Here is a 17469-nt window from a genome sequence, read left to right on the forward strand (position 1 = left end):
CACAGATTGTCTGATAAATTGTTAAAGAGCAGTTGCGACGCGCTTTAGCGCTCTGTCGCGAGGTCCCGTATAATACGTTTTCCTCATTCAGAGTCAAGCGCTTATTTTGCTTTTCTCTGTTGGTTTTCAACGTTACTTTCGCTGTTGAATCCTGCTGTCCCGGCGGCTTGCTTGCCGTTGTTCCGTGTCAGTGGAGGCGCATTATAGGGGGTAATTCTGAAGTGACAAGGATAAATTCAAAAAAAGAATTCAACCGCTCACTTTTCAACCAAATCAGGTGTTGAGCTTTAATTCTTGCCTGGTTTTTAAACAAAAACGAGCCCGCTGGGCCCGTTTTTGTCGTTTTGTGACTTACTGCACTGCCACGATACGGTCGTCTTTCACTACCAGCTCGACGGTTTTACCCGGAATCAGCTCACCAGAAAGGATCTGCTGGGCTAACGGGTTCTCAATCTGCTGCTGAATAGCGCGTTTCAGTGGCCGCGCGCCGTATACCGGATCGTACCCGTTGGCGCTTAGCAGCTTCAGCGCCTCATCAGACATCCGCACTTCATATCCGCGCTCTTCCAGACGTTTATACAGACGCTGCAGCTGGATCTGGGCAATAGAAGCAATGTGTTTCTCACCCAGCGGATGGAAGACCACCACTTCATCGATACGGTTGATGAACTCCGGACGGAAGTTCTGGCTGACAACCCCCAGCACCAGGTCCTTCATATGTCCGTAATCCAGCTCGCCGAACCGTTCCTGAATCAAATCGGAACCGAGGTTCGAGGTCATGATGACCACCGTGTTACGGAAGTCGACCGTTCTCCCCTGGCCATCGGTGAGGCGCCCGTCGTCGAGTACCTGCAGCAGAATGTTGAACACATCCGGGTGCGCTTTTTCCACTTCATCCAGCAGGATGACGGAATAAGGACGACGGCGCACCGCCTCGGTCAGGTAACCGCCCTCTTCATAACCGACGTATCCCGGAGGCGCACCGACCAGACGCGAGACGGAGTGTTTCTCCATAAACTCGGACATATCGATACGCACCATTGCGTCGTCGCTGTCGAACATAAAGTTAGCCAGCGTTTTACACAGCTCGGTTTTACCGACCCCGGTCGGACCGAGGAACAGGAATGAACCAATCGGCCGGTTCGGATCGGACAGCCCGGCACGGCTACGGCGAATAGCGTTAGATACTGCTTCAACCGCCTCATCCTGACCAATCACCCGATGATGCAGTTCCTGCTCCATACGCAGCAGTTTGTCACGCTCGCTTTCCATCATGCGGGAAACCGGTATACCGGTCCAGCGGGCCAGCACTTCGGCGATTTCAGCATCCGTTACTTTATTACGCAGCAGACGCATGGTTTTCCCTTCGGACTGAGTGGCTGCCGCCAGCTGTTTCTCCAGTTCCGGAATTTTGCCATACTGCAGCTCGGACATCCGTGCCAGGTCACCGACGCGACGCGCCTGTTCGATGGCGATTTTCGCCTGCTCCAGCTCGGCTTTGATGGTCTGGGTGCCGGAGAGGGACGCTTTTTCCGCTTTCCACTCTTCTTCCAGCACCGAGTACTGCCGTTCTTTATCCGCCAGCTCCTCGTTGAGCATATCAAGACGCTTCAGACTCGCCTCATCAGACTCTTTCTTCAGCGCCTGCTGCTCCAGTTTCAACTGGATGATACGGCGATCGAGACGGTCCAGCTCTTCCGGCTTCGAGTCGATCTGCATACGGATGCTGGACGCCGCCTCATCGATAAGGTCGATGGCTTTATCCGGCAGCTGACGGTCGGCAATGTAACGATGCGACAAGGTCGCCGCCGCCACGATTGCCGGGTCAGTGATCTGCACGTGGTGGTGCAGTTCATAACGTTCTTTCAGGCCGCGCAGAATAGCGATGGTATCTTCTACCGATGGCTCGGCGACGAACACTTTCTGGAAGCGGCGCTCCAGCGCAGCGTCTTTTTCAATGTACTGACGGTATTCGTCAAGCGTCGTCGCCCCGACGCAGTGCAGTTCACCACGCGCCAGCGCCGGCTTCAGCATGTTGCCTGCATCCATCGCGCCATCGGCTTTACCGGCGCCAACCATGGTATGCAGTTCATCGATAAACAGAATGACGTTGCCTTCCTGTTTCGACAGGTCGGTCAGCACGCCTTTCAGACGCTCTTCAAACTCACCTCGGTACTTCGCCCCGGCCACCAGCGCGCCCATATCCAGCGCCAGCACCCGGCGGCCTTTCAGCCCTTCCGGCACTTCGCCGTTGACGATACGCTGCGCCAGGCCTTCGACGATAGCGGTTTTACCCACCCCGGGTTCACCAATCAGCACCGGATTGTTTTTGGTACGGCGCTGCAGTACCTGAATGGTACGGCGGATCTCTTCATCACGGCCGATAACCGGGTCCAGCTTGCCCTGCTCGGCACGCTCGGTGAGATCGACGGTAAATTTCTTCAATGCCTGACGTTGGTCTTCGGCACCCTGATCGTTCACGCTTTCACCTCCGCGCATTTGTTCAATCGCCTGGGTCACGTTGGCGGTTGTTGCTCCGGCGGATTTTAAAAGGTCGGTCAGCGTACCGCGTGATTCAAGCGCCGCCAGAACAAACAGTTCTGACGAAATAAAATTGTCCTTTTTCTTTTGCGCCAGCTTGTCGCAAAGGTTCAGGATCCGCACTAAATCCTGAGAAGGTTGCACATCGCCGCCGGTGCCTTCCACCTGCGGTAAACGGCTCAGAGCCTGTTCGATGTCAGTGCGCAGTTTCCCCGCATTCACGCCCGCCGAGGTTAATAAAGGACGTACCGATCCCCCTTCCTGATTCAGCAAGGCGCTCATTAAATGAAGAGGTTCGATGAATTGGTTGTCGTGCCCGAGTGCGAGCGACTGGGCATCGGCAAGAGCAAGCTGGAATTTATTGGTAAGACGATCCAGACGCATAACTCCTCCCATAACAGGTCAAATTTGCTACTGGAGATTAAATGAGGTCATCCCTCAATTATTCAAGGTTAAAGACCTGAACTATGCGAAAAATAAGTTTGCCTTCTGGATCGTCTTGATTCTCTAGGTTATATCAGCCAAATGAAACTTGCCATACGACCGGTGGTCTTGTCGCGCCGGTAAGAGAAAAAATCATCCTTTTCGCTTAGCGTGCAGCGATCGCCGCCGAAAATCTGCTCAACGCCGACGTTTGCCAGACGCTGCCGAGCCAGTTGGTAGATATCAGCAAAATATTTTTCGCCTGCCGGACGAAAAGCACGGTGCGCATTCTCATCCTTCGCCATAAAAGCGTCGCGAACTTCTGGCCCCACCTCAAACGCCTGCGGACCGATGGCGGGCCCCAGCCACGCCATAATGTTTTCGGCTTTATCGGCGAAACGGGCGACCGTCTCTTCCAGAACCCCTTCGCATAAGCCGCGCCATCCCGCATGCGCCGCGGCGACTTCGGTACCGGCGCGGTTACAGAAGAGGACCGGCAGGCAGTCAGCGGTCATCACCGCGCAGACAGTCCCTGGCGTACGGCTATAAGAGGCATCCGCGCGTTTCGACGGATAGGGTCCGCCGTCCAGCGTGAGCACATCGGTACCATGAACCTGCTCCAGCCAAACCGGGTAAGACGGCAAGCCGCCGGCGGCAAACATCCGCCGCCGGTTTTCTTCGACATGCTGCAGATTGTCGCCGCAATGGGCGCCCAGATTGAGCGAGTCATAGGGCGGCAGACTCACGCCGCCGATGCGGGTAGAACTACAGGCCGCCACGCTGCCGGGCATTGGCCACTGCGGTACAATCAGTTTAGTCATAACCAGTCAATATCGTCCTTATGGGCTTCAAAATCGGCGCGCATCGCCTCGATGAGCTCGACCATATCTTGTGGGATGGGCGCATGCCACTCCATTTCAATACCGGTAATCGGATGGTACAGACGCAGCATGGTGGCGTGCAGCGCCTGGCGGTCGAATTTACGCAGCGCGGTGATGAATTCCTCCGACGCGCCCTTCGGCGGACGCGGGCGGCCGCCATACACCTGGTCGCCTACCAGCGGATGGGTAATATGCGACATATGCACGCGGATCTGATGCGTACGCCCGGTTTCCAGACGCAGACGCAGACGGGTATGAATGCGGAAATGTTCCATAATGCGGTAGTGGGTCACCGCCGGCTTGCCCATAGGGTGCACCGCCATATGGGTACGCTTGGTCGGGTGACGGCTGATCGGCTCTTCCACCGTACCGCCGGCGGTCATATGACCGATCGCCACCGCTTCGTACTCACGGGTGATCTCGCGCAGCTGCAGCGACTCCACCAGCCGGGTTTGCGCTGGAATGGTTTTCGCCACCACCATCAGACCGGTGGTGTCTTTATCCAGACGGTGGACGATACCCGCACGCGGCACATCGGCAATAGGCGGATAGTAGTGCAGCAGCGCATTCAGCACAGTACCGTCAGGGTTGCCCGCGCCAGGATGTACAACCAGATCGCGCGGTTTGTTGATCACGATGATGTCATCATCTTCGTAAACGATATTGAGCGGAATATCCTGCGGCTGGAAGCGCGCCTCTTCTTCGATTTCCACATCGATAGCGATGCGTTCTCCCCCCAGCACTTTTTCTTTCGGTTTATCGCCAATGGCGCCATTGACTAATACGCGTTGGTCGAGGATCCATTCTTTTATCCGCGATCGCGAATAATCAGGGAACAATTCGGCCAAAGCCTGATCTAAGCGTTGACCGAGTTGATTTTCGGTCACCGTTGCGGTGAGTTGTACTCGTTGTGCCATATACAGCTTCTTCGTTTAACGTTGGGTTTTACGGCTTTGCCGTTTAATATAGTGTGCTATTGTAGCTGGTCTTAATCGGGAGCAGGAACAGAGATTCTCCCGCATAAACATTTTGAGGAAGTCAAAACGTCATGACGCGCATGAAATACCTGGTGGCAGCCGCCACACTGAGCCTGGCTTTGGTGGGTTGCTCCGGCTCTAAGGAAGAGGTGCCTGATAATCCGCCGAATGAAATCTACGCGACCGCCCAGCAAAAACTGCAGGACGGTAACTGGAAACAGGCGATAACGCAACTGGAAGCGTTGGATAACCGTTATCCATTCGGCCCTTATTCCCAACAGGTACAGCTGGATCTGATTTATGCGTATTACAAAAACGCCGATCTGCCGCTGGCTCAGGCCGCCATCGATCGCTTCATGCGCTTGAACCCCACCCATCCGAACATCGACTACGTCATCTATATGCGCGGCCTGACCAACATGGCTCTGGATGACAGCGCCCTGCAGGGCTTCTTCGGCGTCGATCGTTCCGACCGCGATCCGCAGCACGCGCGCGATGCCTTCAATGACTTCTCCAAACTGGTACGTGGTTACCCGAACAGCCAGTATGCCACTGACGCCTATAAGCGCATGGTGTTCCTGAAAGATCGCCTGGCGAAGTATGAGCTGTCGGTGGTGGATTACTACACCGACCGCGGCGCATGGGTTGCCGTCGTTAACCGCGTGGAAGGTATGATGCGTAACTATCCGGATACCCAGGCCACCCGCGATGCCCTGCCGAAGATGGAAAACGCCTATCGTCAAATGCAGATGAACGCTCAGGCGGACAAAGTCGCGAAGATTATCGCCGCGAACAGCAAGAATACCTGAGCCTGATTCATAGATCGCAAACGGCAGCCACTGGCTGCCGTTTTTTTATCCATTATCCTGGCTAGCTGAAGCGGTTTAGCGCCGGGTTAACTCATCAAATATGGCCTGCTTTGTCGGGTTCGACAAGTAAAATCTCATCTCTTCCTGCCCTGTCTCACAAAATGAATTCGTTGACAAAAAGTGACAATAAAATGTGATTTAGATCACACATTTTGACATTGGGAAAGGTATGCTGGATTCACCAAGACGGGAAAGACAAGAGGTAAAATTTATGACAATGAACATTACCAGTAAACAAATGGAAATTACTCCGGCAATCCGCCAGCATGTCGCAGACCGTCTCGCCAAACTGGATAAGTGGCAAACTCATTTAATTAACCCGCACATCATTCTGTCTAAGGAGCCGCAGGGTTTTATCGCTGACGCAACCATTAACACGCCAAACGGCCATCTGGTTGCCAGTGCGCGTCATGAAGATATGTACGCCGCCATTAACGAATTGATCAACAAGCTGGAACGGCAGCTCAATAAAGTGCAACACAAAGGGGAAGCCCGCCGCGCCGCGACGTCGGTGAAAGAGGCAGGCTTTGTGGAAGAAGAAGAGTAATCCTTAACTTAAGTTGTGTCATGCCACGCGCCTTCGGGCGCGTTTTTTATTGACAGAGTGAAAACAGTACAGGTACTGTAATCCCCACTACTTAAAGGAATTCATCATGAAACTCGTCCCGTTCTTCTTCGCATTCTTTTTTACCTTCCCCTGACCGGGAGGCAATTCGTCGTATAAGAAAGAATGCGAAGACGAACAATAAGGCCTCCCACCCGGGAGGCCTTTTTTATTTGATAACAACAAAGGCAACATCTATGACCGAGGAAAACCCATTACTGGCGCTGCGCGACAAGATAAGCGCGCTGGATGAGAAACTGCTTGCTCTGCTGGCGGAGCGTCGCGGGCTGGCTGTTGAGGTTGGTAAAGCCAAACTGGCCTCCCATCGTCCGGTGCGTGATATTGACCGCGAACGCGATCTGCTGGAGCGTCTGATGACCCTCGGCAAGCGTCATAATCTGGATGCACACTACATCACCCGCCTGTTCCAGCTGATTATCGAAGACTCTGTTCTGACCCAGCAAACCCTGTTGCAGCAGCACTTGAATAAAATTAACCCGCATTCAGCTCGCGTGGCGTTCCTCGGTCCCAAAGGCTCTTATTCGCATCTGGCGGCGCGTCAGTACGCCGCTCGCCACTTTGAGCAGTTTATTGAAAGCGGCTGCGCAAAGTTCGCCGATATTTTTAATCAGGTGGAGACCGGTCAGGCCGATTACGCCGTAGTGCCGATTGAAAACACTAGCTCCGGCGGGATCAACGACGTCTACGATCTGCTGCAGCACACCAGCCTGTCGATCGTTGGCGAACTGACGATCCCTATCGATCATTGCGTACTGGTCAGCACCTCGACGGATGCCGATAAAATTCAGACCGTCTACAGCCATCCGCAGCCGTTCCAGCAGTGTAGCCAGTATCTGAGTCGCTACCCGCACTGGAAGATTGAATATACCGAGAGCACCTCAGCGGCGATGGAAAAAGTCGCGCAGGCGAACTCCCCGGCCGTCGCGGCACTGGGCAGCGAAGCGGGCGGCGCCCTGTACGGTCTGCAGGTGCTGGAGCACTGCCAGGCCAACCAGACGCAGAATATTACGCGCTTCCTCGTTCTGGCGCGCAAAGCGGTGAACGTCTCCGATCAGGTTCCGGCGAAGACCACGCTGTTAATGGCGACCGGTCAGCAGGCGGGCGCCCTGGTGGAGGCCTTACTGGTGCTGCGCAATCACAATCTGATCATGACCAAACTGGAGTCTCGCCCAATCCATGGCAATCCATGGGAAGAGATGTTTTATCTCGATATTCAGGCAAACCTGGACTCGCTGCCCATGCGCAAGGCGCTGAAGGAGCTGGCGGAGATCACCCGCTCCATGAAGGTTCTCGGTTGCTACCCCAGCGAAAACGTCGTGCCGGTGGATCCGGTTTAGCGTTCGCGGAACAGCAATTTCTTCATCCCTGCCACCGCCACCGGCAGGGTGAAGATAGCGCCGGACAGCGGATACTGCGCCAGCTCATCGTCCGCCATGTTTTCCCGGGTGGTGGTGATGTAGAGCGTTTTCATATCCGCCCCGCCAAAGCAGACCATCGTCGGGCAACGTACCGGCATCGGGTAGGACTCCAGCTCCTCACCCTGCGGAGAGAAACGAGCGATCCGCCAGCCGTCAAACATTGCGCTCCAGTAACATCCCTCCACGTCAATCGCCGCCCCGTCCGGGATCCCTTCGCCCGGCAGAAAACGGCGAAAGACTTCGCGCCGGCCAGGCTCACCCTGCTCATCCAGCGGCGTACGGTAAATCACGGCGTTCGGCGTATCGGAGGTATACATCCAGCGCCGGTCGGCGCTAAACGCCAGACCGTTGGCGCCATGGATGTCGCACTGGATCACCGTCGGCTTCAGGTCGTTATCGACCCGCATCAGCAGCGCGCCGTTGTAATCCCCCGGGCCCCAGAAGGTGCCGGCATAAAAGCGCCCGTCGCGATCGGTCCCGCCGTCGTTAAAGCGCGCCAGTTCCGGGTTGCTCGGGTTATCGCAGACTTTCCGCCGCAGCAGACCGTGGGCGTCGGTCAGCCAGATACCGCTGCGCAATGCAACGATAAAACCGCCCTTCTCGCGCAGGGAAAAACAGCCGACCTCCTCCGGAAACTGCAGCACCTGGTGTTCGCCGCTGCGGGTATCGTAGCGGTGAATTTCACATTCCATGATATCGGCCCAGTAGAGGGCCTGCTCTGCCTCACTCCAGGTCGGGCATTCCGGCAGGTATCCGGTGTAGTCAAACAGCGGTTGTGGTTCAGCCATCGTTGTCATCCCTATAAAAAAAGCCAGCGGTCGCTGGCTTTATTGTATACATCTTTTTCGCTTTACTGCCGATTATCGTTCGCCTGACGCAGCAGCGTGCGGCTCTCGCTCTGGAAACGCTGGGCGTAATCGCCAAACCAGTGTTCGACTTTACGGAAGCTATCGATAAACGCCTGCTTATCGCCCTGCTCCAGCAGACCGATCGCCTCGCCAAACCGCTGGTAGTAGCGCTTAATCAGCGCCAGGTTGTTTTCCGAGGACATAATAATGTCGGCGTAGAGCTGCGGATCCTGGGCAAACAGACGGCCCACCATCGCCAGCTCCAGCCGGTAAATGGGTGACGAGAGCGCCAGCAACTGCTCAAGGCGCACATTCTCTTCCGCCAGATGCAGACCATAAGCGAAGGTGGCAAAGTGGCGCAACGCCTGAATAAAGGCCATGTTCTGATCGTGCTCCACCGCGCTGATGCGATGCAGGCGCGCGCCCCAGACCTGAATTTGCTCGAGGAACCACTGATAGGCCTCCGGCTGGCGTCCATCGCAATAGACCACCACCTGCTTGGCAAGGCTGCCGCTGTCCGGACCGAACATCGGGTGCAGGCCGAGTACCGGGCCCTGATGCGCCGCCAGCATCGCCTGCAGCGGCTCTGCTTTAACCGAGGCAAGGTCGACCAGAATGCAATCCGCCGGCAGCGGCGGCAGCCTGGCGATCGTCTCCACGGTGGTGTGAATCGGCACGCTGACAATGACCATACCGGCATCGGCGACGATATCCGTCGCCCGCGCCCAGTCCTCTTTTTCCAGAATGCGCACCTGGTAGCCGGACAGCGTTAACATCTTCTCAAACAGACGCCCCATCTGCCCGCCGCCGCCGACGATCACCACCGGCCGCAGATTCGGGTAAAGGGTTTTGAAGCCTTTGTCGTTTTCGCTGGAATAGGATTCCCGCATCACGCGACGCAGAACGTCCTCGATCAGATCCGGCGGAACGCCGAGCGCAGCCGCCTCTTCACGCCGGGAGGCGAGCATCGCCGCCTCGCGTTCCGGGACGTAAATCGGCAGGCCATACTGGCTCTTCACCTCGCCGACTTCGGCCACCAGTTCCAGGCGCTTAGCCAGCAGGCTAAGCAACGCTTTATCCACTTCATCAATTTGATCGCGTAACGCGGTCAGTTCAGCAACCATACTTTCCTCTTACACCAAACGGGCCGCCAGGTGGCCGCGGAGATCCTTATCCAGTTCACGCAACAGCGCATCGGTGGTTTCCCAGCTGATGCAGGCATCCGTTACCGAAACGCCGTATTTCATCGCCTCACGCGGCTGTTCAGAGGACTGATTGCCCTCGTGGATATTACTCTCGATCATCAGGCCGATAATGGAGCGATTGCCATCTTTGATCTGCGCGACAACGGATTCAGCCACGGCCGGCTGGCGGCGGAAATCTTTATTGGAGTTCCCATGACTGCAATCTACCATCAGCGACGGCTTCAGTCCCGCCTGCGCCATCTCTTTTTCACATTTCTCCACATCTTCCGGACCGTAGTTCGGCGCCTTACCGCCGCGGAGGATCACATGGCCGTTCGGGTTACCCTGCGTTTGCAGCAGGCAGACCTGCCCGGCCTGGTTGATACCGACGAAGCGGTGCGGCATCGCCGCGGCGCGCATAGCGTTGATAGCCGTGGCCAGGCTACCGTCGGTGCCATTTTTAAAGCCTACCGGCATGGAAAGACCAGAGGCCATTTCGCGGTGCGTCTGAGATTCCGTGGTTCGCGCGCCGATGGCGGACCAGCTGAACAGATCCCCAAGGTACTGCGGGCTGTTGGGATCCAGCGCTTCCGTCGCCAGCGGCAGTCCCATATTCACAAGCTCGACCAACAGACGACGCGCAATCTTCAGGCCGCCTTCAACATCAAACGAACCATCCATATGCGGATCGTTAATCAGCCCCTTCCAGCCGACGGTAGTACGGGGTTTTTCAAAATAGACGCGCATCACCAGGTAGAGGCTATCGCTGACCTCTGAGGCAAGGGCTTTAAACCGACGAGCATATTCGATCGCCGCTTCCGGATCGTGAATGGAGCAAGGACCGCAGACCACCAGCAGGCGCGGATCGCGACCGGCGATGATATTGGAGATGGTTTCACGGGCGTGCGCGATCTGCGCTTCCTGTTCAACGCTCAGGGGGAATTCCGCCTTCAGTTGCTCCGGGGTCATTAATACATGTTCGTCGGTAATATGTACGTTGTTCAGCGCGTCTTTTTGCATGATTGCGATCCTGTGTAGCTCGTTTGCGATAAGGGTTGCCTCAGCGGGCATGACGTAACGATACCATACGAAGTAAAGAATTCAATCCATATTCCGTAAATTTTACTTTACAGTGATAAATTAATTGGCCCTTACCACGACATTAACCGTACAATAATATTTACAGATAATGAAATCGCGCCAAAATTGCTCGCCAGCGCCATCGGCATTACGAAAAATCCTGGTGAGATTTGTCCCAAAGCAAAGGGCGCATCTAATGACGGGTTTTGCTATCAGTGGTATTCTTCGCCGGGCATCGGCAGCGGCTATTCCCGCGCTATGGCGAATTTGACGGAAGCGTTAATGACAGTATTACACCGTCTTTTATTGACTGTATTTTTTCTCATCGCGGTATCTCCTGTTTTTGCTGCCGGACCTTCAGAACATGTTCGCGCTATTGTTTCCGGGATCGTGACCTACACCCGTTGGCCGTCATTAACAGGGGCGCCGAAGCTATGCATTTTTGCCTCATCACGCTTCACCCATAGCCTGGCTCATGAAGCGCCGGATGCATTGCCTTATCAACCGGTGATAGTACGTAATAGTGAAGAAGCGTTAAAAACGACCTGCGATGGTTTTTATTTTGGCAGCGAAACGCCGACCCAACAGTCGGAATTAACTCGCCGCTATGGCTCGAGGCCGCTGTTACTCATCGCAGAACAAAATACGGATTGCTCAATTGGTAGCGCGTTTTGCCTGATCATCAACGACGACAGGGTCCGCTTCTCCGTTAATCTGGACGTTCTGACGCACAGCGGGGTTCGGGTTAACCCGGACGTCCTGATGCTTGCCCGGAAGAAACCACATGAATAAGGACTTTTCACAGACATCGCGCCCGACGTTCAAACGCGCGCTGCGTCGCATTAGCGTGATAAGCGTGGTGATCTCCATGACGCTGGTCTGGCTGCTGCTGAGCACGGCCTCTATTTTCACGCTCAAGCAGTACGCGCAGAAAAATCTTGAGCTCACTGCCGCGACCATGGGCCGCAGCCTCGAAGCCGCCCTGGTATTTGGCGACAGCGCGGCAGCAGAGGAGACCCTCGCTTCGCTGGGGAAGCAAGGGCAGATTTCCCAGGCGATCGTGCTCAACGGCCAGAAGCAGCACTTCGCCGCCTGGCGCCACGAACCGCTGGCCAACAAAGAACAAGTGAGCGGTCTTATCAGTAAATGGCTGTTTCCGGAGCCCACGGTGCAGCCCATCTGGCACCAGGGGAAACAAATCGGCGAGCTGCGACTGACCGCGCTGGATGAACTGATTAGCCACTTTCTCGGCATCTCGATTCTGGTACTGACCGGCAGCATTCTGCTCGCCTCGTTCATCGGCCTGCTGCTGACCCACTCCCTGCACCGGGGGATCGTCGCCGCCCTGCAGAGCATCACCGAGGTCGTGCATGATATTCGCGAAAACCGCCACTTCTCCCGGCGGGTGCCGGAGGAGCGTATCGAGGAGTTCCATCTGTTTGCCCAGGACTTTAACAGTCTGCTGGGGGAGATGGAGGACTGGCAGCGCCAGTTGCAGGCCAAAAATGCTCAGCTGTTGCGCAGCTCGTTACACGATCCGTTGACCGGTCTGGCTAACCGCGCCGCCTTTCGCAACGCGCTCGCCGAGCTGATGAAAAATGAAGTGGATCACCAGACCTCAGCGTTACTGTTTCTTGATGGCGATAACTTCAAATTGATCAATGACAACTGGGGACATGCGGCGGGCGATAAAGTGCTGATGGAAGTCGCCAGCCGCCTGATGACTTTCGCCGGTAAACGCCATCTGGCGTGGCGTCTTGGCGGCGATGAGTTTGCCGTTCTGCTGCGCGAGGTGCGCTCGGAAGCAGAAGTCCAGGCCCTGTGTCAGGCGCTGTCAGAACAATTTCTTCCGCCATTCAACCTGCACAATGGCCATAGCGCCACGCTCTCGCTGAGCGTCGGTTATGCCCTGGCGTGGGAACACGCCACGGCGGAATCACTGCAAGAACTTGCCGATCAGAATATGTATCGGATGAAAAACCAACGTATCCAGCAGATGCTGAAATAATAAAGGACGCATTATGATCAGGAAATATTTCGCCCCCGCCCTGATGGCGGCGGCGCTTTTGACAGGTTGCCAGGCTCCTCAGGGAAAATTTACCCCTGAGCAGGTGGCGGCGATGAAATCTTATGGCTTCACTGAAAGCAATGGCGATTGGTCCCTGGGCTTATCCGATAGCATCCTGTTTGACAAGAATGACTACCGACTACGTCCCGACAGCCGCCAGCAGATCACCCAAATGGCCTCGCGGCTGGCGACAACCGGGATTACACATAGCCGCCTTGAAGGCCACACCGATAATTATGGTGAGGATAGTTATAACGAAGCCCTGTCGCTTAAGCGGGCCAACAGCGTAGCCGATGCCTGGGCGGAAGGCGCCCATATCCCGCGCAGTAATTTAGTCACCCGGGGCCTTGGCAAAAAATACCCGATCGCCAGCAACGATACCGCGGCCGGGCGCGCTGAAAACCGCCGGGTCACGGTGGTCATCAGCACGCCGTAGACGTCCGCTTAATCGCTGGACTTCGCTATCCTCATTGCCGTTGCCGCGCGCCAGCGCAGGTAGTCAACGGCAATGAACAGCACCAGGCTGATCCCCATCAACGGCATGGCCAGCCCCAGGGCTAACGCTATCCCCAGCACCAGCCCACGGGCAGGCCAGGCGAGCGACAGCCATGCCTGCAGCAGGGAAAGCGCCGGATCCCAGACGGCCTGTGGCGGACGGCGTATCCACCACAGCCGGTACCCCACGCCGATGGTTACGCACAGCGCGCAGCCAAACCCCACCAGCAGCAGCTGATTCGCCAGACCAAAGAGGATCCCCATATGGAAATCGACGCCCCAGCGGGTAAGCTTCGCCATCAGCGGAAAGTCGGCAAAATGGGTGCGATCCACCACCTGCATCGAGGCGCCATCGATCGCCACCGCGTCCACCTGCGTCGGCCAACGGCGGTCGATCTCATTCACCGTCCAGGCGCGTTCGTCTGACACCGGCGGACGGATCTCCAGCCGGCTGGCGTTCAGCCCCGCCTGACGGGCCACCGCCAGCGCCTGGTCAAACTGCGCTGGCTGATGCTGGGTCATGGCCATCGCCTCCCTATGATGCCCGGCATGGGGATCGTGCGCCATCGGCGCCTCACCGTGCAGCAGGGTATTGACCTGTGGCGTCCACCAGCCGAAAGCCGCCCGCATTTTATCCACGTTGCCGCCGGCCCATTGCGACCAGGTCAGGCCGGTGGCGGAGAAAAGCAGCATGCCCAGCAGTAAGCACCAGCCCAGCGTCACGTGCAGCCGACGATGATTCTGCAGGGTGTTATTGAGCCGCCGTTTTGGACGCGTCATCGCCCACAGGGCAATGCCCCCCAGGGCGGCCACCCACATCCATGAGGCAGCCAGTTCGCTGTAGAGCCGCCCGCTGTCGCCCAGCAGCAGCGAACGATGCGCATAGTCAATCCACTGCCGCAGCGGCAGGATGCCGCTGGTGCCGTAGACCGTCATATCACCCTTCACCCGCAGCGCGATCGGATCGACAAAAATGGCCCGGGATTCCGACTCCCCGAGACTCGGATCGGCAAACATAATGCGGGTGGTCTCGCCCACCGCGGGGGCCGGACGTACCGCCAGCAGCCGCAGATTACCCTGGGTCGCTTCTTCTGCCACCGCAATCTGGGCGCTGAGCGGCTGCGGGGTGCCTTCGGGAAGGCCATACAGCGCATCGTGATAGAGCCAGTTTTCCAGCTGCGGCGTCGCCACGTACAGCGTGCCGGTCAGGGCAGCGACAAAGATAAACGGTCCGATAAACAGCCCGATATAGAAATGGAGGCGACGCAGCAGGTTCAGCCATGCCGCGCGCGAGGTGCAGGTTGTCATACTTTTCCTTTTTCAAAGCAAAAAGAGGTCGTTGCGCAGTGCGCAGATTCATTTTTATTAAAGGGAAAAAGCAGACAGCCGCGGCGGGGCGCGGGTTTCGGGGTAAAGCCAGGGAAAGTAACGCCAGTGTTTTAATACCGGCCGAGAAGCCGGCAGGCGAATGCGCCGCAGGAGCATGGCGACGAACAGCGCCAGCGCGAAAAGCAGACCCGGGACATGGGCTAACAGCACGCAATAGCCACACGCTTCGGCATGATCCAGCGGCAGTTCGTGTCCGGTATGCGTAGCGCCGTCTGCGCTATGCGTCGTCGCCATCTCGTGGCCAGGCATCTGCGCCATACTCGCTGGCGAGCTGTCCATCATCATGGCGTGGTGCATGCCGGGCATGGCGCTCATGGGGTCTTTTTGCAGGGAGACGGAGATCAGGGGAGCCACGACGATTAGCAGGATCGCCAACAGCGCCAGCCAGGCGGCTCGCCGTTTAGGTGTCGTTTGCTGAAAACTGTTGCTGACCACCGCCCCTCCGAATAGAGGGCGTATTGTAAATGATTTACATCACGATGGTTACAACAAAGATAAAAAAAGGGCCGGCCCTGAGGCCAGCCCTTTTTGTCAGGATGTCGCGAAAGCGAATCTTAGTTAAGACGCTCTTTGATACGAGCAGACTTACCAGTGCGCTCACGCAGGTAGTACAGTTTAGCTTTACGTACAGCACCACGACGTTTAACAGCAATGCTGTCAACTACCGGAGAGTGAGTCTGGAAGACACGCTCAACGCCTTCGCCGTTGGAAATTTTGCGAACAGTGAATGCAGAGTGCAGACCGCGGTTACGAATAGCGATAACCACGCCCTCGAATGCCTGCAGACGTTTTTTGGAACCTTCAACAACCCATACTTTCACTTCCACGGTATCACCCGGACGGAAGGAAGGTACGTCCTGCTTCATCTGTTCTTGTTCAAGTTGCTTAATAATGTTGCTCATAATTTAATCTCTTATCCTGGGTAAACTGATATTGGGGGCTCACGCCTGCCCATCATGTTTATGCTGCTGTTGCGCGTGTTCAGTTTTGAACTCCGCCAGCAGCTTTGCTTGCTCTTCAGTCAGAGCCAGGTTTTCCAGAAGTTCAGGTCTTCTAAGCCAGGTTCGGCCCAGCGACTGCTTCAGACGCCAGCGACGTATCTCAGCATGGTTTCCCGACAGCAATACTGGCGGTACTTCCATCTCTTCTAACACTTCAGGACGGGTATAGTGGGGACAATCCAGCAACCCATCAGCAAAGGAATCTTCCGTTGCTGATGCTTCATGGCCCAGTACCCCCGGAATGAACCGGGAAACGGAGTCAATCAGCGTCATTGCCGGTAACTCACCACCGCTGAGAACGTAATCGCCGATTGACCATTCTTCGTCAATTTCGGTTTGGATTACGCGCTCGTCTATCCCTTCGTAGCGACCGCACACCAGAATCAGTTTCTGATTCGTTGCCAGTTCGCTGACGCCCGCTTGATCAAGCTTGCGTCCCTGAGGTGACAGATAAATCACCTTCGCGCCTTCACCTGCCGCGGCTTTTGCTGCATGAATGGCATCCCGTAAGGGTTGCACCATCATTAGCATCCCCGGTCCGCCGCCGTAAGGACGATCGTCCACGGTACGGTGCCGGTCATGCGTGAAGTCGCGAGGACTCCAGCTTTCGATGCTCAGCAGGCCATTTTTTACTGCCCGGCCAGTTACCCCGTAATCGGTAATTGCGCGGAACATTTCAGGAAACAGGCTAATTATGCCAATCCACATAGCGCCGTCTTTTACCGTTTATCCGGAGAATTTAAAAACCAGGATCCCAATCTACTTCGATAGTACGCGTAGTGAGATCGACTTTCTTGATAACCTGCCCATCGAGGAACGGAACCAACCGCTCCTTGATACCAAATGCATCTTTCAGGTTTGCCTTGATGACGAGCACGTCATTAGACCCGGTTTCCATCATATCGATGACTTTACCGAGGCTATAGCCTTCCGTTGTCACTACCTGGCAGCCCATCAGGTCTTTCCAGTAGTAGTCACCCTCTTCCAGCTCCGGCAACTGCGATGAATCCACGATAATTTCGCAATTAGTCAGTAGATTCGCGGCATCACGATCGTCAACGCCTTTCAGCTTGATGATGATGTCCTGATTGTGGTGGCGCCAGCTTTCCAGCTCAACGACCTGCCACTGACCCGCCTTCTGGATTAACCAGGGCTGATAGTCAAAAATGCTTTCGGCGTCTTCGGTGGAGGAAAACACTCTGAGCCAACCACGGATACCGTAGGAAGAACCCATTTTCCCCAATACGATCGGATCAACAGGTGCTTGTGCGGTGTGTTGCTTGCTCATCATGACCACCGTGACAGATTAAGCTGCTTTGTTAGCGGCTTTGATCAGCGCGGCAACGCGATCGGAAACAGTAGCGCCCTGGCCAACCCAGTGAGCGATACGATCCAGATCCAGGCGAGTCTCTTCTTCCGCACCGTTAGCGATCGGGTTGAAGAAACCAACGCGCTCGATGAAGCGACCGTTGCGTGCATTACGGCTGTCGGTGACAACAACCTGGTAGAACGGACGCTTTTTAGCGCCGTGACGTGCTAAACGAATAGTTACCATAACATCCTCTTGTGTGAATAAAACAACCGGGCCCCATCGAGGAACGGAGCCCGGTGTCATATTAAAAGCCCGAAAATTTTACTGATTTCTGGGGAAAATGCAATCAGCAGTTGAT

The 17469-nt window shown here is 55.9% G+C and carries 19 protein-coding genes and 1 other annotated feature; of the genes, 7 read left to right on the top strand and 12 right to left on the bottom strand.

Features of this window, described 5'->3' with window-relative positions; translation table 11 throughout:
* Positions 1–351 precede the first annotated feature (351 nt).
* The 3 genes from clpB to rluD all read right to left on the bottom strand — a co-directional run bounded on the left by clpB (position 352) and on the right by rluD (position 4762).
* The gene (gene clpB / locus ACOI7D_RS22070) at positions 352–2925 is read right to left on the bottom strand and encodes an ATP-dependent chaperone ClpB (RefSeq protein ID WP_004206837.1); all 2574 of its coding nucleotides are present in this window, start codon (positions 2923–2925) and stop codon (positions 352–354) included.
* A 128-nt stretch (positions 2926–3053) separates the two neighbouring features.
* Entirely contained in the window at positions 3054–3785 is a 732-nt protein-coding gene (yfiH, locus tag ACOI7D_RS22075) for a purine nucleoside phosphorylase YfiH (protein ID WP_023290680.1), read from the bottom strand.
* Positions 3782–4762 carry a 23S rRNA pseudouridine(1911/1915/1917) synthase RluD gene (gene rluD, locus ACOI7D_RS22080; protein ID WP_057213255.1) on the bottom strand — a complete coding sequence of 327 codons (981 nt, stop codon included), beginning with the start codon at positions 4760–4762 and terminating at the stop codon, positions 3782–3784. The genes yfiH and rluD overlap by 4 nt, the downstream gene beginning before the upstream one ends.
* 131 nt (positions 4763–4893) lie before the next feature.
* On the opposite strand from rluD, the gene bamD reads away from it, so the two are divergent.
* The 4 genes from bamD (at position 4894) to pheA (ending at position 7653) form a co-directional block, all read left to right on the top strand.
* Positions 4894–5631: an outer membrane protein assembly factor BamD gene (bamD, locus tag ACOI7D_RS22085; RefSeq protein WP_004145664.1), complete on the top strand. Its 738-nt coding sequence runs from the start codon at positions 4894–4896 to the stop codon at positions 5629–5631.
* A 271-nt stretch (positions 5632–5902) separates the two neighbouring features.
* Positions 5903–6238, top strand: a complete 336-nt coding sequence (gene raiA / locus ACOI7D_RS22090; protein WP_002914111.1) for a ribosome-associated translation inhibitor RaiA — start codon at positions 5903–5905, stop codon at positions 6236–6238.
* Between the two features lie 105 nt (positions 6239–6343).
* Positions 6344–6468: a sequence feature (Phe leader region), on the top strand.
* A complete protein-coding gene (pheL, locus tag ACOI7D_RS22095) occupies positions 6345–6392 on the top strand; it encodes a pheA operon leader peptide PheL (protein ID WP_100250063.1) in 48 nt (15 codons plus the stop codon). (Overlaps the previous feature by 48 nt.)
* Before the next feature lie 24 nt (positions 6469–6492).
* A complete protein-coding gene (gene pheA, locus ACOI7D_RS22100) occupies positions 6493–7653 on the top strand; it encodes a bifunctional chorismate mutase/prephenate dehydratase (RefSeq protein ID WP_023290682.1) in 1161 nt (386 codons plus the stop codon).
* Here the strand turns inward: pheA and ACOI7D_RS22105 are convergent.
* The 3 genes from ACOI7D_RS22105 to aroF form a co-directional block, all read right to left on the bottom strand.
* Entirely contained in the window at positions 7650–8522 is an 873-nt protein-coding gene (locus ACOI7D_RS22105) for an SMP-30/gluconolactonase/LRE family protein (protein ID WP_244341680.1), read from the bottom strand. The two genes, pheA and ACOI7D_RS22105, sit on opposite strands and share 4 nt — an antisense overlap.
* A 62-nt stretch (positions 8523–8584) precedes the next feature.
* Complete coding sequence (gene tyrA, locus ACOI7D_RS22110; protein ID WP_004206843.1) at positions 8585–9706, bottom strand: bifunctional chorismate mutase/prephenate dehydrogenase; 1122 nt, start codon at positions 9704–9706, stop codon at positions 8585–8587.
* A 9-nt stretch (positions 9707–9715) separates the two neighbouring features.
* Positions 9716–10786, bottom strand: a complete 1071-nt coding sequence (gene aroF, locus ACOI7D_RS22115; protein WP_050534359.1) for a 3-deoxy-7-phosphoheptulonate synthase AroF — start codon at positions 10784–10786, stop codon at positions 9716–9718.
* Positions 10787–11128: 342 nt separating this feature from the next.
* Between aroF and ACOI7D_RS22120 the strand changes: the two genes are divergently transcribed.
* From ACOI7D_RS22120 to ACOI7D_RS22130, 3 genes are read left to right on the top strand one after another with little or no spacing between them, the layout of a single operon-like run.
* A complete protein-coding gene (locus tag ACOI7D_RS22120) occupies positions 11129–11638 on the top strand; it encodes a YfiR family protein (RefSeq protein ID WP_023290685.1) in 510 nt (169 codons plus the stop codon).
* Positions 11631–12854: a diguanylate cyclase DgcN gene (dgcN, locus tag ACOI7D_RS22125; RefSeq protein WP_023290686.1), complete on the top strand. Its 1224-nt coding sequence runs from the start codon at positions 11631–11633 to the stop codon at positions 12852–12854. The genes ACOI7D_RS22120 and dgcN overlap by 8 nt, the downstream gene beginning before the upstream one ends.
* Before the next feature lie 13 nt (positions 12855–12867).
* Positions 12868–13350, top strand: a complete 483-nt coding sequence (locus ACOI7D_RS22130) for an OmpA family protein (RefSeq protein ID WP_023290687.1) — start codon at positions 12868–12870, stop codon at positions 13348–13350.
* A gap of 8 nt (positions 13351–13358) precedes the next feature.
* On the opposite strand, the gene ACOI7D_RS22135 is transcribed toward ACOI7D_RS22130, so the two are convergent.
* The 6 genes from ACOI7D_RS22135 to rpsP all read right to left on the bottom strand — a co-directional run bounded on the left by ACOI7D_RS22135 (position 13359) and on the right by rpsP (position 17354).
* A complete protein-coding gene (locus ACOI7D_RS22135) occupies positions 13359–14717 on the bottom strand; it encodes a PepSY-associated TM helix domain-containing protein (RefSeq protein WP_048298034.1) in 1359 nt (452 codons plus the stop codon).
* A 57-nt stretch (positions 14718–14774) separates the two neighbouring features.
* Positions 14775–15233 carry a DUF2946 domain-containing protein gene (locus ACOI7D_RS22140; RefSeq protein ID WP_044524405.1) on the bottom strand — a complete coding sequence of 153 codons (459 nt, stop codon included), beginning with the start codon at positions 15231–15233 and terminating at the stop codon, positions 14775–14777.
* A gap of 119 nt (positions 15234–15352) precedes the next feature.
* Entirely contained in the window at positions 15353–15700 is a 348-nt protein-coding gene (gene rplS, locus ACOI7D_RS22145; RefSeq protein WP_002914145.1) for a 50S ribosomal protein L19, read from the bottom strand.
* A gap of 39 nt (positions 15701–15739) precedes the next feature.
* Positions 15740–16507 carry a tRNA (guanosine(37)-N1)-methyltransferase TrmD gene (gene trmD / locus ACOI7D_RS22150; protein ID WP_002914147.1) on the bottom strand — a complete coding sequence of 256 codons (768 nt, stop codon included), beginning with the start codon at positions 16505–16507 and terminating at the stop codon, positions 15740–15742.
* Positions 16508–16538: 31 nt separating this feature from the next.
* Positions 16539–17087 (bottom strand): ribosome maturation factor RimM, encoded by a 549-nt coding sequence (rimM, locus tag ACOI7D_RS22155; protein ID WP_004150977.1) that lies wholly within the window; start codon positions 17085–17087, stop codon positions 16539–16541.
* A gap of 18 nt (positions 17088–17105) precedes the next feature.
* Positions 17106–17354 carry a 30S ribosomal protein S16 gene (gene rpsP / locus ACOI7D_RS22160; protein ID WP_002914149.1) on the bottom strand — a complete coding sequence of 83 codons (249 nt, stop codon included), beginning with the start codon at positions 17352–17354 and terminating at the stop codon, positions 17106–17108.
* Positions 17355–17469 lie beyond the last annotated feature (115 nt).

It is taken from the genome of Klebsiella sp. C360, from assembly GCF_048822415.1.
In the GTDB taxonomy this organism is placed as follows: domain Bacteria; phylum Pseudomonadota; class Gammaproteobacteria; order Enterobacterales; family Enterobacteriaceae; genus Klebsiella; species Klebsiella quasipneumoniae.

Coding starts and splice junctions, on each gene's coding strand:
- rpsP (WP_002914149.1), bottom strand. CDS start 17,354: ATGGTAACTATTCGTTTAGCACGTCACGGCGCTAAAAAGCGTCCGTTC.
- raiA (WP_002914111.1), top strand. CDS start 5,903: ATGACAATGAACATTACCAGTAAACAAATGGAAATTACTCCGGCAATC.
- aroF (WP_050534359.1), bottom strand. CDS start 10,786: ATGCAAAAAGACGCGCTGAACAACGTACATATTACCGACGAACATGTA.
- pheA (WP_023290682.1), top strand. CDS start 6,493: ATGACCGAGGAAAACCCATTACTGGCGCTGCGCGACAAGATAAGCGCG.
- ACOI7D_RS22120 (WP_023290685.1), top strand. CDS start 11,129: ATGACAGTATTACACCGTCTTTTATTGACTGTATTTTTTCTCATCGCG.
- tyrA (WP_004206843.1), bottom strand. CDS start 9,706: ATGGTTGCTGAACTGACCGCGTTACGCGATCAAATTGATGAAGTGGAT.
- rplS (WP_002914145.1), bottom strand. CDS start 15,700: ATGAGCAACATTATTAAGCAACTTGAACAAGAACAGATGAAGCAGGAC.
- bamD (WP_004145664.1), top strand. CDS start 4,894: ATGACGCGCATGAAATACCTGGTGGCAGCCGCCACACTGAGCCTGGCT.
- ACOI7D_RS22130 (WP_023290687.1), top strand. CDS start 12,868: ATGATCAGGAAATATTTCGCCCCCGCCCTGATGGCGGCGGCGCTTTTG.
- yfiH (WP_023290680.1), bottom strand. CDS start 3,785: ATGACTAAACTGATTGTACCGCAGTGGCCAATGCCCGGCAGCGTGGCG.
- rluD (WP_057213255.1), bottom strand. CDS start 4,762: ATGGCACAACGAGTACAACTCACCGCAACGGTGACCGAAAATCAACTC.
- ACOI7D_RS22105 (WP_244341680.1), bottom strand. CDS start 8,522: ATGGCTGAACCACAACCGCTGTTTGACTACACCGGATACCTGCCGGAA.
- dgcN (WP_023290686.1), top strand. CDS start 11,631: ATGAATAAGGACTTTTCACAGACATCGCGCCCGACGTTCAAACGCGCG.
- ACOI7D_RS22135 (WP_048298034.1), bottom strand. CDS start 14,717: ATGACAACCTGCACCTCGCGCGCGGCATGGCTGAACCTGCTGCGTCGC.
- rimM (WP_004150977.1), bottom strand. CDS start 17,087: ATGAGCAAGCAACACACCGCACAAGCACCTGTTGATCCGATCGTATTG.
- trmD (WP_002914147.1), bottom strand. CDS start 16,507: ATGTGGATTGGCATAATTAGCCTGTTTCCTGAAATGTTCCGCGCAATT.
- clpB (WP_004206837.1), bottom strand. CDS start 2,925: ATGCGTCTGGATCGTCTTACCAATAAATTCCAGCTTGCTCTTGCCGAT.